Raw genomic sequence first — 14,330 nt, 5'->3', positions numbered from 1 at the left:
CTTAGGGTAAAATAATTCTCCAAACTGTTTCACTCCACTGGACTGTTGGCCCCAATTGCTGCAATAAGATGTTAATACGAACGTTGAGAAGTAGTGCTGGACTTTTTATCCAGCCTCCTTTTATAAATAAAAATAGAAAAGAGAAATCATAATGGGAAAATATCAATTAGATGATAAAGGAAAAGCACAGGTAGCTCGCTATCATGAAAAGCACTCGAAGGGAGGAAATAATAAAAAAGATCGTGTAGCTAGTTTACGTGAACAATTTTTGAAAAAATCTGTAAAAAAGTCATCAGTTTAAGACGGCCAGCTTTGGAGGATAAAAAAGCCATCCTTGAGATGATTGCAGAGTTCAACCAAGATGGATCTGCTATGGATGGTGGCCATTATCCGAAGGAATTGGCCTATGAAGAATGGTTAGAACAGAATCTCTCAAATGAGATGGGACTCGATTTACCTGACGGTTATGTCCCTGCGATTCAGTACGTTTCTTTTGATCAGACTGGTAAGGCACTTGGGTTTTTACATTTACGATTACGGTTAAATGATTTTTTATTGCAAAAAGGTGGGCATATCGGATATTCTATTCGTCCGAGTGAGCGAAAAAAAGGATATGCCAAAAAGCAATTACAACTGGGTTTAAAAGAGGCAACCAATAAGAATATTAAGCGTGTGTTAGTGACCTGCCATGAGCAAAATGAAGCCAGTCGTCGTACGATTTTGGCTTGTGGGGGTGAGCTAGAGGATTGCCGTGAGCAAACAGAACGTTATTGGATTGAGCTCTAGCCTGATAACACTAACCATGAAAGGAAGCAAAGAGAGTTTAGGTTAAGGCTTAGAGATGGATAGAAATCTTCATAACTAGGCAAGTAATGGGACTTAATCTAGCTCTGATGACTCTAGGAGTTGATATGAATAATCCAAAACCACAAGAGTGGAAAAGTGAGGAGCTGAGCCAAGGGCGTATCATTGATTACAAGGCTTTTAATTTTGTTGATGGTGAAGGGGTGCGGAACTCTCTTTATGTGAGTGGTTGTTTATTTCACTGTGAGGGCTGTTATAATGTTGCAACGTGGTCCTTTAAAGCAGGGCAACCTTATACAATGGAGTTGGAGGAGAAGATTATGACCGATCTTGCTCAACCTTATGTTCAAGGCTTAACCCTTTTAGGAGGAGAACCTTTTTTAAATACAGGAATTTTATTGCCCTTGGTGAAGCGCATCAAGACAGAATTACCCAATAAGGATATTTGGTCTTGGACAGGCTATACTTGGGAAGAGATGTTGCTAGAAACAGACGATAAGCTAGAGTTATTATCTTATATTGATATTTTAGTAGATGGACGTTATGATCGTACGAAGCGCAATTTAATGCTCCAGTTTAGAGGCTCATCTAATCAGCGAATTATTGATGTTAAACGTTCTTTAGCGACAGGAGAGGTTGTTATCTGGGACAAGCTTAATGATGGGAAAGAGAGCTTTGAGCCTGCTAGACGCGAGCAATAACACTTTTCTTTCTCTGATAAGATAATAATCGAAAAAAAAATATCATCTTATCAGAGTGAGAAGGAGAAAGCACTCAGCCCATCAAAAACAAGTTCATCAATCAGTTCTAGTTTTAAGTGGTTAGGTGAAAGCAGAACGATCTTGCTGATTTCAGCTGTCTGGGAGATAGTTGCAGAGATCAAGTTTGAAGTGAAAAATATAAATTGAGAAATCTTATCTCCAATCTTTAATAAGTCCACTGGACTATTAAACCCAATCCACCACTGCCACTGAGATGTTGACACAACGTCTGATCATGAGTATCAGTAGTTGTGTCCAATTTTATTTTTAGGGAGAATGATGTACACGACAGAAAGTATTAGGCAAAAACTTGTTTTATTTTTTAAGATTTTTTTACCGATTTTAGTCTATCAGTTGGCTAATTATTCAACAGCTTTTATTGATACGATGATGACAGGGCGTTATGCGACGTCGCACTTAGCAGGTGTTTCTATTGGTGGCTCTATTTGGACACCGATTTTAACGCTATTGACAGGTATTGCTTCAGCACTTGTTCCAATTGTGGGACAAGACTTTGGAAGTGGAAAAAAAGAAAAGATTAAGAAAGATTTCTATCAGTTTATCTATCTTGCCTTAGGATTATCGCTTGTCACACTTGTTTTAGGAGGACTTTTCTTAAAACCTCTTTTATCCTTGCTAGGTCTAGAATCTTTAGTAGAAGAAGTGGCTTTTACTTATCTTACTTACCTTGCTTTAGGGATTCTTCCTTTTTTATTATTTACCGTTTGTCGCTCCTTTATGGATGCTCTTGGGCTGACGCGTCTTTCCATGTATTTGATGCTATTAATTGTCCCTTTTAATGCTGGATTGAATTATTTATTTATCTATGGTCAGTTTGGTTTTCCAAAGTTAGGAGGAGCAGGAGCAGGTTTAGGGACAGCTCTAGCTTATTGGTTTTTATTGGGTGTAACGGTCTTGGTATTAAGGTACCATCCTGACTTAAGAGGCTATGGTCTGCAGGAAAAAGAGTCTTTTGACTGGCAAGCTTGTCGTTCAGCCTTACGTTTAGGGCTTCCAATTGGAGGGATGAGTTTTGCAGAGGTTGGTTTTTTTGCGATTGTCGCAATTTTTATGTCGAAATTTTCAACAGAAGTGATAGCGGCTCACCAAGCTGCTATCAATTTTGCCAGTTTGATGTATGCTTTTCCCCTATCTAATTCAATGGCTTTGGCTATTATGGTTTCCTTTGAGGTCGGAGCTAAGCGGTATGACCATGCTCGTACTTATACGCGATTAGGTCTTTTGGCTGGATTGGCTTTTGTTGTGTGCACCTTAACTTTTTTATATTTTAATCGTGCAGGTATTGCAGCTCTTTATGGAAAAGATCCTGACTTTATCCATTTGGTAACGCGATTTTTGACGTATAGTTTATTATTTCAGCTATCAGATGCCCTATCAGCACCTATACAAGGCATTTTACGAGGTTATAAGGATACGCGTATTCCTTTTGTGATTTGTGTTGTTAGCTATTGGGCACTTTGCATTCCTTTTGGTTTGCTACTGGATAGATGGACGGACCTTGGGCCTTATGCGTACTGGATTGGGTTAATTCTAGGTTTATTGACATGCGGGCTTGGTCTAGGTTTGCGCCTTTTATATGTTGAAAAACAAGAGATTGACTCTGCTTAGTGATAGAAGAGGCTAAGCAAAAATACTACTTATAACAATCAAAAATAGCTTAGAATCAACATTTCTCATGATGTGATTCTAAGCTATTTCTATTTTTCAGTCTTTTATGTGATTGATTTGATGTAAACAAGGTGTTGTGCATCCGATTGATCTTCTTGATAGGTAAAACCAGAAAAGGTTAAGGTTTTTAATTGCTCGGGCTCTGTAATCTTATTTTGAATGATCTGAGTAATCAGTTGTCCTCTTGCTTTTTTTGAAATGGTAGAGTGTTTTTTGAGTTGACCATTTTTTTCTTCAAAAAAGCTGACGCGAATCAATTTTTTTCGGATAGGACTAGAGAAAACCTCTTCAAACTCACTAGAAAGAAGGGATAAGATAGGTTCCGTATCTGAAACAAAGGCATCGAAGCTCTCTCGCCAAAATTGTTTTAAAGTTTTTCCATCTACCTTAAGAGGATTAAGGAAGTCTAGTCGGTGTTCTGAGATAGGCTCAAGCGCATTGATGATGCCGTAAAAGGAAGAGGTGATAAAAATAGATCTATGGATAAATGCTAGATTTTCAGGAGTCGGCTCAAAAGCAATTTGCCGATACATTAGGCCATTAAAAAGCTCCAATGCGGGATAAGTCAAGGCAGCTCCCTTGACTATGGCTTGCCAACGTTCCAGCTCTTTTTGAGCAGCAGTTTCTTTTAAATGATATAGTTGTTGCAAATCAGAAACCCCATAATCCTGTAGTGCCTTTAAGACAGCTTGACTGGCTTTGGAAAGAGGCTGGGCGGAAACAGGAGTTCCTGTCTTCATTTCTTTTGCAGTTGGAATTAGAATTTTCATAAAGCACCTGTGGATAAGTTAAATAAAGAGAAGAAGGCTAATAGCCATGATGATCATACCTGCAATCAGTCCATAAATGGATAAATGATGCTCACCATACTCATGGGCGGCAGGAAGGAGTTCGTCTAGAGAGATAAAAACCATGATCCCAGCTACGCTTGAGAAAATCATGCCATAAACGACATCGTTCATAATAGGCATGAGGAGAAACCATCCGACAAGAGCTCCGATTGGCTCTGCTAGGCCAGACAAAAAAGAATAGGTAAAGGCAACTTTTTTTGAACCAGTTGCTTGATAGATAGGAACAGAAACAGCTATTCCCTCTGGGATATTATGAATGGCGATGGCGACAACAATAGGAATCGCAATGCTAGGATCTTGCATGGCAGAAATAAAAGTGGCCAATCCTTCAGGAAAGTTATGGATTCCAATTGCTAGAGCGGTCATTAAGCCCATACGCATTAGTTTTTTAGGGCGTTGTATGTGTTCTTTAGCTTCTGTGAGGCTATCTTTTTTTTCTTCCTTGAGATGTTTGATTTCATGAGGGTTTTCATCTGATGGGATAAGTTTATCGATGAGAGCGATGAGAAAGATGCCTAGGAAAAACGCTGTGGCGTTTAACCAAGCTCCGCCTTTTTCGCCCAATTCTTTAACGAGAATGTCTTGAGCTGTTGGAAAAATCTCAATAAGAGAGACATAGATCATGACTCCTGCGGAGAAACCAAGGCTAACAGATAGAAATTTTTTATTGGTATCCTTGGCTAAAAAGGCAATAAGACTACCAATACCAGTACTTAAACCTGCAATAGCTGTCAATGCAAAGGCAATAAAAAAGTTAGTATTCATAGGAAATTCCTACGCTTTCTAAATATAGAATGGTATGAATTTTATTATAGTATGTTTGAAGTAAATAGACAATAAAAACCATCAAGACTCTGCCTCTTATCCTAAAAGCTTGATGGATAATCTTACTTTTGAGAGATGGTAGAAGATCTTAATGGTTTAAAATTTCCAAATAGAATGATTGAGGAAACCTTGAATGAACTTCTGTGTTTGTTCAATTTGCTGAATTTCTTGTGTTTTGAGCTGTACTTGTTTTCCTGTTAAGGCAGCTACTGTTGTTTGGTAGCCCACCGTATAAAAAATAGTACCGTCAACAATTTCAAAGATATAAATTTTGTCTGGGAAAGGTTTTAAGGCCAAAAAATGACTGCGGTAGGTTGTTGGAACAATTTCTAAACGAATAGATGGACTATGCCAAATCATTTCGAGTTGTTGACGGTTGTGAACCTTATCAATTAAGGTTGATTTTAGCCACCTAGTGGCATAGTCTTTTTCTGGCATGCTCTTTCTCCTTTTATTTCCATTATATCATTTCTTAAAAAAAATAGAGGGAAAGAAAAGACTCACCAGGCTAAAAGAATCTTTTCTACTCCCTCTTTTTTGGGGTATTTATCGAATATATAATATCATAAGTGGATGAGCTTAAAAAAATCTTAAGAGCAAGGTTAGAAATTGCGATTTGAGCGATTATAGCCGTATTTTTCAAGGAAATCTTGTCGGAATTCCAACAGATTGTCATCCATGATGGCTTGACGGACTTTTTTCATCAGATTAACTAAGAAATAAAGGTTATGATAGCTAGTTAGGCGAATACCGAAGGTCTCATCTGCCTTGAGCAAGTGGCGGATATAAGCTCTAGTGTAGTTTTGACAAGTGTAGCAGTCACACTCTGGATCTAGTGGTGTAAAGTCTTCTGCAAACTGGGCATTTTTAACAACGAGTCGTCCTTGGCTGGTCATACACGTTCCGTTACGAGCGATACGAGTTGGTAAGACGCAGTCAAACATGTCAACGCCACGAATAACCGCATCAATTAAGCTGTCTGGCGCTCCAACCCCCATAAGATAACGGGGTTTGTTTTCAGGTAAGAGTGGGGTTGTAAAGTCAAGAACAGCATTCATCTCATCATGCGTTTCTCCCACAGCTAACCCTCCGATAGAGTAGCCTGGGAAGTCCATGCTAACCAGATCTTGCGCAGATTGACGACGAAGGTCTTCAAAACCAGCCCCTTGAACAATTCCAAAAAGTCCTTGATCATGTGGGCGACGGTGAGCTTTTAGCCCACGCTCTGCCCAACGACTCGTCCGTTCGATAGAGTTTTTGACATAGTCATAAGGTTGGTAAAACTGTGGACACTCATCAAAGCTCATCATGATATCAGACCCTAGATTGTTTTGGATAGAGATCGCTTTTTCTGGTGATAAGAACATCTTAGAACCGTTGAGGTGGTTTTTAAAGGTTACCCCTTCTTCACTGATGTTGCGTGTATCAGCTAAAGAATAAACCTGAAAACCACCAGAATCCGTTAGAATAGGCTGATCCCAGTTCATAAATTTATGGAGTCCACCAGCACGGGCAATCAACTCATCTCCAGGGCGTAACCATAGGTGGTAGGTATTTGCCAAGATAATCCCTGAGCCCATTTCTTTAAGCTCTTCAGGGCTTTGGGTTTTAACGGTAGCTTGCGTTCCAACAGGCATAAACATAGGGGTTGGGAAAGTGCCATGTGGGGTGATAATCTCACCCAAACGTGCACCAGTGTGTTTTTCTTTTTTGATTAAACGATATTTAATCGGCGAATCAGTTGTCATTTTTTCTCCTTTGCTGTCAGAAAATACAGTTCTGAGCGTTTTAGCCCTACAATTTTATCAAAAAAAAAGCTCTTTGTCATTAAGTTGACTTATCATCTCCTATGTTATAATAGACATTAGGAGGTTTTTATGTCCTTAAAACAAATGCGTCAAGTTGCTAGGCTTCATCTAGCACAATTGAAAGGAAGATACTCATTTTTTCTATTACCAATTTTACTCATCTTTGTTAGCTCTAGTATTAGCTATCGTCAAGAGATCCAGACACAGCTAGACTGGGATTGGTCAGACACAGTATTTCCTATCTTGGTTAATCTTTTAAACATGGGAATAACGCTTTCTGTTATCATGAGTTTGGTCTATAGTCTAAGAGGAAAAAAAGAGCGTCTTACTTTAGCAGATGCTGTGATGATTTTTGATAACCATATCATTTTTAAGGTCATCTGGCTGGCTATTGTTCGCCTTATTTTCTTACTACCTTGGTTGTTTTTTACCATAATGGGAACGATGATCAACACTGTTGGGATTCCTGCCCTGAGTGAAATTGTCATCTATTCTCAGGGCATTTGGTCACAACTTCAAACTTGGGTAGCTCTCGCTTTGGTACTAGTTGGTCTGGGTTTACAACTATTTGGAATAGTGATGTTCGTGATAAAATGTTTTGCCTACTCTCAAGCAGAATACGTCTTATTAGATGCTTTATCAGATGGTAGCTATGAGAATGCCTCAAAGATCTTATCTGAGAGTCAAGATTTGATGAGAAAGCAGAAGTTTAAATTTTTCCGACTTCATTTGAGTTTTTTAGGCTGGTATCTACTGGTTTTGATTACTTTCGGATTTGCTATTATTTATGTTTTACCTTATTACCTTACCGCACGGGCTGTTTTTTATCATGAATTAAGAAAAAGGCTGGGTAAAAACCCCAGCACGACTTGATCAAGGTTAGCCTAACTATTTCAGAGCGGTGGTTAGTTGGCAGATTTGTTCGTGTTTGACACTTCAAATCTAATCGATTACTGCACAGGGGCTGGGAGATAAACTCTTCTTTGAATGGTTGAGTTACTTCCCGTCCCTTTTTGCTAGATTGGCATGTTCAATTTTCAGGCACTTATTCATGACAATAGCAGTACGGTTGGCTTTCGTTAAGATGTTTTCGGCTTCTTGGCTTTCTAAGCCTAGCTGTGCCCAAAAGATATCTGCATCGGTTTCTAAAAAATCTTGTGCGACATCAGCTAAAAACTCACTACGCCTAAAAACATCAACGATGTCAATATGGACAGGAACATCTTGTAGTTTAGCGTAAGCTTTTTCTTCTAAAATCTCAGATCCAGCTAACTTAGGATTGATGGGAATAATGGTGTAACCAACTTCTTTTAAATAAGCAGCCACACGATAAGCAGCGGTGTCTGTACGATCAGATAGGCCGAAAATAGCAATGGTTTGAGCATTTTTCAGATAATGATCAATGATGGGTTGACTAGGGTTGATAAAATGATATGTCATAGGAGACCTCCTTTTCTCATATTTTATCATATTTTGAAAGGGATTTCATTTTCTGTAACCAAATGGGCTAATTTTTTGACGGTTAGTCTTTTTTAGGGTATATTATCACTAACTAGTGATTTATAAGGGGTAGAAAATGGAATCATTTCGTATTCAACAGGATAAAACTGGCTTGGAGTTTGGTTTATATTCTTTAGGGGATCATATGCCAGATAGTGTTAGTGGGAAAGGCATTTCAGCCCAAGAGCGCTTAGATCAGATTATCTCGGCAGCCCAGTTGGCTGAAGAGGCAGGGTTTGATTTTTTCAGTATTGGGGAGAGTCATCAGAAGTATTTTGTGGGGCAAGCCCATGCAGTTATTTTAGGGGCTATTGCCCAAGCTACTAAAACCATTAAAATTGGCTCTGCTGCAACCATTTTATCAACTTCAGACCCTGTTCGTGTTTATGAAAATTTTGCTACCATAGACCTTCTTTCACATGGACGAGCTGAAATCATAGCTGGACGAGCTTCTCGTACAGGTTTGTTTGATTTGTTAGGCTATGATACAAAGGATTATGAAGCCTTATTTGAAGAAAAATTTGATCTTCTTTTGCAGATTAATGCAACAGAACGTCTCACTTGGCAAGGAGAGTATCGCGCTTCTTTAGACAATGCCTTAATTCTTCCACGTCCCGCTCAAGGGAAGCTTCCTATTTGGCGTGCTGTTGGAGGACAAAAACCAAGTGCCATCAAAGCAGGTCAACAGGGAGTTCCAATGGCTTTGGCCATGTTGGGTGGTCATATCAAGCATTATCAATATGTTATTGAAGCTTATAGAGAAGCTCTTGTAGAAGCAGGTTATCAGCCAGAGCACATTCCTTTAGCGACGACAGGATTATGTTATGTTGCAGAGACGACGCAGCAAGCAATGAAGGAGTTCTATCCTTATGTTGATGAAGGGATGCGTAAGGCCAATGGGACAGGTTGGGCGAAAGAGGCTTTTGCACAAAGCTCTGATTTAACTAATGTCATGGTCTTAGGAAGTCCACAAGAAGTCATTGAAAAATTACTTTATCAAGCAGAGACTTTTGGTCATCAACGTTACATGGCTCAAATTGATTTTGGAGGAATGCCTTTTAAACAGGTGATGAAAACGATTGATAAACTGGGTTCCATTGTCATGCCTGCTGTTAAAAAATATACTAAAAAATAAAAGAGTTAGTAGCCCTTATCATTTGTTTTAAGGGATACTAACTCAGGGTTAAGAAGTTGGACGCTATGCCAGCTTTTTTTTATGATGATTTTACTTAGCTTCGTACCAATTGGCGCCACTATTGCTGTCAACAATAAGAGGAACAGATAGTGAGATGGCAGATTCCATCGTGTCTTTGACTAATTTTTGGACAGCTTCTAACTCCTGATTTGGGACTTCAAGAACGATTTCATCGTGTACTTGTAGGAGCATGCGTGCTTGATAACCTGCTTTTTCTAATTCTTGATCTAATTGAATCATCGCAATTTTTAGGATATCTGCGGCAGACCCTTGGATTGGGGAGTTGATAGCTGTTCTCTCTGCAAAGCTACGCACGTTAAAGTTGCGGGAGTTGATATCTGGCAATTCTCTGCGTCGGTTAAAGATCGTCTCAACATAACCTTTGTCTTTGGCTTCGCGTACGACAGTTTCCATGTAATTTTTGATACCAGGATAACGTTCAAAATAAGTTTCGATGTAGTCCTTAGCTGCTTTTCTGGTGATACCTAGGTTATTAGCTAAGCCAAAGTCAGAAATACCATACACTACACCAAAGTTAACGGCTTTGGCATTTCGACGGTCATTTGAGGTGACCTCTTCTGGCTTATCAATACCAAAGACACGCATGGCAGTTGAGGTATGAATATCTGCCCCATGCTTGAAGGCTTCGATGAGGTGCTCATCTTGAGAGATGTGAGCTAATACCCGTAATTCAATTTGTGAATAGTCTGAACTTAATAAAACACTGTCTTCCATACTTGGTAGAAAGGCTTTACGAATCATGCGTCCTTGTTCTAGTCGAACAGGAATATTTTGTAAGTTAGGATCAATGGAAGATAATCTTCCTGTTTGGGTTAAATCCTGCACATATCGGGTATGGATTTTACCATCTTCTAAGATGTAATCTTGTAAGCCAATAATATAGGTTGACTGGAGTTTGGTAATCTGGCGATAGTCTAAAATTTTAGCAACAATAGGCGCTTCAGGGGCTAGACGCTCTAAGACGTCAACGGCTGTTGAGTAGCCTGTTTTAGTTTTTTTAGTGGCTGATAAAGGGAGAGCCATTTTTTCAAAAAGAATGGTACCCAGTTGTTTTGGTGAGTTGATGTTAAATTCTTCTCCAGCCAAGTCATAGATTTCTTGAGTGAGGTTGTCAATGACAACTTGGTTTTCCACCTGCATGGCTTGCAAGGTTTCACGTTGAACCTTGATTCCTGTGATCTCCATTTTCGCTAAGACATTAGCGAGTGGCAATTCCATGTCAAAAAGGAGCTCTAGCTGATGGTTTTGTTCCAGTTCTTGTCGCATAGGTTCTTCTGTTTCAATCAAGACTTGTAATTTTTTGGCAAGATGGCTCAAAAGCTCAGCTTTTTCAGGAATAGCACGTTTAACGCCTTTACCATAAATTTCAATGTCATCAGCCAGAGGGGTTTGTCCGTAAAGCTTAGAAATAGTAGAGATGGCATTGTCTTCAACGGTTGAGAGAAGATACTTAGCAAGACGGCTATCAAAAAGGCTGGTTGGCATGGTGATGCCATAGTGGCTGAGAAGAACCTTGCTGCGTTTAAAGTCATAAGTTTTAACAGGTTTTTCTAAGGCAGCCTTAAAAAGAGGGTGCGTCAGTAGTTGGCGATTGGTGGAAACATAAATATTTTCTTGATTTCCCCAAGCAAAGCCAATAATATCTTCTAGGTGGTAATTATCGTTAAAAATCTCAAAATGGAAAAATTGATTTTCGCTAAAGTGTTCAGGTTGTAATTCGGTCACTTCTGTATAGGAGACCTCGACTTCTTTTTGACCAGCGCCACCTAATCCAGCTTTTAATTGCTTGAAGTCCATTTCATCATAAAAAGCAGAGAGCACTTCAAGGTTTGGTCCTTGGTAGATAATGTCATCAAGTCCGATGGTGATAGGAGCTTTGGTGTCAATGGTCGCAAGAGTTTTTGAGAGAAAGGCTTGTTCTTTATCATTGATCAAATTTTCCTTCATTTTAGAAGCCTTCATATGCTCAATATTTTCATAGATGCCTTCTAGACTGCCATGTTCTAGAAGCAATTTTAACCCTGTTTTTTCTCCAATCTTGGTGACACCAGGGATATTATCTGACTTATCTCCCATGAGAGCTTTTAAATCAATAAATTGGCTAGGGGTAATACCCATTTTTTCCATTAGATAAGCAGGTGTAAACTCCTCAAACTCTGCCACTCCTTTTTTAGAAATTTCAACAACAGTATTTTGATCAGTCAGCTGGATTAAATCTTTATCCCCACTGACAATGGTCACTTCAAATGGTGTTGTTGTGCGTTCAGCCATTTTGTCTAGCGTCCCAATGATATCGTCAGCTTCGTAATTTTCAAGGTCATAATATTTGATACCTAAAGCTGTCAGCATTTCTCGAATGTAGGGAAATTGCTCACGAAATTCATTAGGTGTTTTGGCACGTCCAGCCTTATAGTCTGCAAACATTTCTGTCCTAAAGGTAGTTTTTCCTGCATCAAATGCGACAAGGACATGTGTCGGCTCAATGCGTTTCATCATGTGATCCAACATGAGATGGAAGCCGTAAATAGCGTTGGTGTGAAGCCCATTCTTGTTTTTAAAACGATCAATTTGATTGTAAAGGGCAAAAAAGGCACGAAAGGCTACAGATGAGCCATCAATTAAAAGTAATTTATTCTTGTTAGTCATGTTTCTATTATAGCATAGAATGGATAGACAGGCTTTGAGAAGCTTTGCTTGTCTAAAAACGTTACGATATAAAAAGAGGTTGGGAGAGTTTCCCAACCTCAGAGTCTTATTTTGAAATAAAAAAAAGCTGTATTGGTACCGATGATTCACGTTTTGTATTGAACCCGCGACGTACATAGCAGGTGGGCAACTCGCTCCAACTGAAGCTGCTTCCGTGTGAGACGGCTTGCGAGCTGTTGGATGTCTTCGTTTCCCGAAAAATACAAAAAATAGTCGGTCAACACATAGATGTGAATTCGTATACCACAGCAGTTCTTTTCTGTACTTTTATGATACCATATTCAAAAAATTTTTCAAGTCAAAAACAGGATTTTTTTGCAATCGTTTTCTATTTTGAGAGTTTATCAATTCGCTCTTTGTTGAGCCCAAGGGCACGTTCGTATTTTCCTGTTGCGTTAGCGGTAAAATAATTGGCTTGTTTGAGTTTGTCAGGAAGGTAGTCTTGTTTAACCCATTTTTCAGGATAGTGATGTGGGTAAAGGTAGTCTTTGGCATTGCCGAGTTCCTCACTACCTGAATAGTGTCCGTCCCTAAGATGTCGTGGGATAGCAAGATGACCTGACTTTCTAAGGTCAGCTAGTGCGGCATCTATGGCAAGATAGGCTGAGTTTGATTTGGGTGAGAGAGCGAGGTCAATTATGACATTAGCAATCAAGATTCGTGCTTCAGGAAAGCCAATTTTTTGTGCCGCCTCCATAGCAGTGACGGTGTGAATCTGAGCTTCGGGGTTGGCTAAACCAATGTCTTCATAGGCGATGACAATTAGTCGGCGTGCTAAACTGGGTAAATCCCCAGCCTCAATCAATCGTGCAGCATAGTGCAGACTAGCATTGACATCGCTACCTCGTATGGATTTTTGTAAGGCAGATAGGGTATCGTAGTGACTATCTCCTGACTTATCCATACTGATGAAAGAGCGTTGTAAGCTATTTTGAACAGCATCTAGATCAATGTAGCGACGGCCATCGCTTTCCTTGGTAGAAAGAACAGCTAATTCTAGTGAATTGTAGGCAGCACGTAGGTCACCATTAGTGGCAGTAGCGATAAAATCAATCACTTCTGGAGCAAGATCAATATTGCCTTTAAGTCCATTTTCTTTGTCTGAGATGGCACGGTTTAAGGCCTCTGTAATGTCTTGGTTGCTTAAGGGCTCTAGTTCAAAGATTTGTACTCGGCTACGGATAGCTGGTGTGACAGAGAAAAATGGATTTTCCGTTGTAGCCCCAATCATGGTTAGAGTACCGTTTTCAAGTAAGGGTAATAAAAAGTCCTGTTTGGTTTTGTCTAGCCGATGGATTTCATCTAGTAACAGAACAAGCCCACCTGAAAATTTTGCCTCTTCAGCAATCTCTTGTAGGCGTTTTTTACTGTCAATGGTTGCATTAAAAGTGCGAAAAGCGTATTTGGTCGTGCCAGCAATAGCTGAGGCAATCGAGGTCTTTCCAATCCCTGGTGGTCCAAATAAAATCATAGAGGTTAAGCGATTAGCTTCCACCATACGACGGATGATTTTTCCCTCGCCAACCAAGTGTTTTTGCCCAATCACATCCTCAATGGTTTTGGGGCGCATCCGCATAGCAAGATTCGTGTCCATAGTCCTCCTTTAACGGTTTCTCAAAAGTTAATGTCCTTAAAGAAGCTGGTATTAGAAGGGGATTTACCAGCTTAGTATTTGAGCAAGGGAGTTTTTATGGTCCTGTTTTTTTGCTCTTTAAATGGTATAATCATTATACTACAATTTTAGGATTTGGAGAGAAACGAAGATGGCGGAGTTGACGGTGAGTGTTTTGGAAGAATACTTGCGTGACCACTATGGGACGACAGTTCCCGAGCAAAGTCTCTTTATGAAATTGGTGGAAGAAATTGGTGAAGTGGCAGAGCTGCTGAACAAGCGTGCAGACCGCAAGATGATGGATGGCGAAGACGACAGCTCTGCTCGTTTGGCAGAAGAATTAGCTGATGTTATTCACTATGCTGTAGCCTTGGCAGCGGTGAATCAACTAGATTTAACCAAGTCCATTTTGGAGAAAGACAAGCGGGCTTCTGTCAAATATGGTCGAGAAATAAATTTATTGGAATTTATCGTCATTTAGTTTTTCTTTTATTACGTCGTTAACTCGCTTTGCCGTACTTCAGTACAGCCTACAGCTCGTTGCCTAGTACTAAAAGT

Annotated in this window: 14 protein-coding genes; 7 read left to right on the top strand and 7 right to left on the bottom strand. The window is 39.6% G+C overall.

The genetic code is table 11. The features are described from left to right. Positions 1-151 precede the first annotated feature (151 nt). From ACEE75_RS10315 to ACEE75_RS10300, 4 genes are all read left to right on the top strand, one after another. Positions 152-301, top strand: coding sequence for a hypothetical protein (locus tag ACEE75_RS10315; protein ID WP_447575425.1), 150 nt, complete (start codon positions 152-154; stop codon positions 299-301). Then, on the top strand, positions 292-786 hold the full coding sequence (locus ACEE75_RS10310; protein WP_447575441.1) for a GNAT family N-acetyltransferase: 495 nt from the start codon (positions 292-294) through the stop codon (positions 784-786). Before ACEE75_RS10315 ends, ACEE75_RS10310 begins: the two co-directional genes overlap by 10 nt. 125 nt (positions 787-911) lie before the next feature. Continuing rightward, a complete protein-coding gene (nrdG, locus tag ACEE75_RS10305) occupies positions 912-1,505 on the top strand; it encodes an anaerobic ribonucleoside-triphosphate reductase activating protein (RefSeq protein WP_447575426.1) in 594 nt (197 codons plus the stop codon). 339 nt (positions 1,506-1,844) lie between these two features. After that, a complete protein-coding gene (locus tag ACEE75_RS10300) occupies positions 1,845-3,194 on the top strand; it encodes an MATE family efflux transporter (protein ID WP_447575427.1) in 1,350 nt (449 codons plus the stop codon). Between the two features lie 104 nt (positions 3,195-3,298). Here the strand turns inward: ACEE75_RS10300 and yaaA are convergent, their stop codons facing one another. The 4 genes from yaaA to tgt all read right to left on the bottom strand — a co-directional run bounded on the left by yaaA (position 3,299) and on the right by tgt (position 6,678). Continuing rightward, positions 3,299-4,024 carry a peroxide stress protein YaaA gene (gene yaaA, locus ACEE75_RS10295; protein WP_447575428.1) on the bottom strand — a complete coding sequence of 242 codons (726 nt, stop codon included), beginning with the start codon at positions 4,022-4,024 and terminating at the stop codon, positions 3,299-3,301. 18 nt (positions 4,025-4,042) lie between these two features. After that, the gene (gene zupT / locus ACEE75_RS10290; protein WP_427894392.1) at positions 4,043-4,870 is read right to left on the bottom strand and encodes a zinc transporter ZupT; all 828 of its coding nucleotides are present in this window, start codon (positions 4,868-4,870) and stop codon (positions 4,043-4,045) included. 156 nt (positions 4,871-5,026) lie between these two features. Then, entirely contained in the window at positions 5,027-5,368 is a 342-nt protein-coding gene (locus ACEE75_RS10285) for a hypothetical protein (protein WP_447575429.1), read from the bottom strand. 164 nt (positions 5,369-5,532) lie between these two features. Next, positions 5,533-6,678 (bottom strand): tRNA guanosine(34) transglycosylase Tgt, encoded by a 1,146-nt coding sequence (gene tgt, locus ACEE75_RS10280; protein ID WP_354368394.1) that lies wholly within the window; start codon positions 6,676-6,678, stop codon positions 5,533-5,535. Positions 6,679-6,807: 129 nt separating this feature from the next. Between tgt and ACEE75_RS10275 the strand changes: the two genes are divergently transcribed. Next, positions 6,808-7,611, top strand: a complete 804-nt coding sequence (locus tag ACEE75_RS10275; protein ID WP_447575430.1) for a DUF975 family protein — start codon at positions 6,808-6,810, stop codon at positions 7,609-7,611. A gap of 123 nt (positions 7,612-7,734) precedes the next feature. Here ACEE75_RS10275 and ACEE75_RS10270 read toward each other — a convergent pair whose 3' ends face one another. Continuing rightward, positions 7,735-8,178 (bottom strand): CoA-binding protein, encoded by a 444-nt coding sequence (locus tag ACEE75_RS10270; protein ID WP_447575431.1) that lies wholly within the window; start codon positions 8,176-8,178, stop codon positions 7,735-7,737. A 136-nt stretch (positions 8,179-8,314) separates the two neighbouring features. Between ACEE75_RS10270 and ACEE75_RS10265 the strand changes: the two genes are divergently transcribed. Beyond that, the gene (locus tag ACEE75_RS10265) at positions 8,315-9,373 is read left to right on the top strand and encodes an LLM class flavin-dependent oxidoreductase (RefSeq protein WP_447575432.1); all 1,059 of its coding nucleotides are present in this window, start codon (positions 8,315-8,317) and stop codon (positions 9,371-9,373) included. A gap of 90 nt (positions 9,374-9,463) precedes the next feature. Here the strand turns inward: ACEE75_RS10265 and polA are convergent, their stop codons facing one another. Both polA and ACEE75_RS10255 read right to left on the bottom strand, forming a co-directional pair. Continuing rightward, positions 9,464-12,100 carry a DNA polymerase I gene (gene polA / locus ACEE75_RS10260; protein WP_447575433.1) on the bottom strand — a complete coding sequence of 879 codons (2,637 nt, stop codon included), beginning with the start codon at positions 12,098-12,100 and terminating at the stop codon, positions 9,464-9,466. Between the two features lie 388 nt (positions 12,101-12,488). Next, the gene (locus ACEE75_RS10255) at positions 12,489-13,754 is read right to left on the bottom strand and encodes a replication-associated recombination protein A (RefSeq protein ID WP_354368404.1); all 1,266 of its coding nucleotides are present in this window, start codon (positions 13,752-13,754) and stop codon (positions 12,489-12,491) included. A 169-nt stretch (positions 13,755-13,923) separates the two neighbouring features. Between ACEE75_RS10255 and ACEE75_RS10250 the strand changes: the two genes are divergently transcribed. After that, complete coding sequence (locus ACEE75_RS10250) at positions 13,924-14,253, top strand: MazG nucleotide pyrophosphohydrolase domain-containing protein (protein ID WP_449164804.1); 330 nt, start codon at positions 13,924-13,926, stop codon at positions 14,251-14,253. Positions 14,254-14,330: the final 77 nt, after the last annotated feature.

The organism is Streptococcus sp. 11273D007BT (assembly GCF_053547195.1).
The sequence above is the reverse complement of the archived record's forward strand: the minus strand, read 5'-3'. Positions and strand labels throughout refer to the sequence as shown.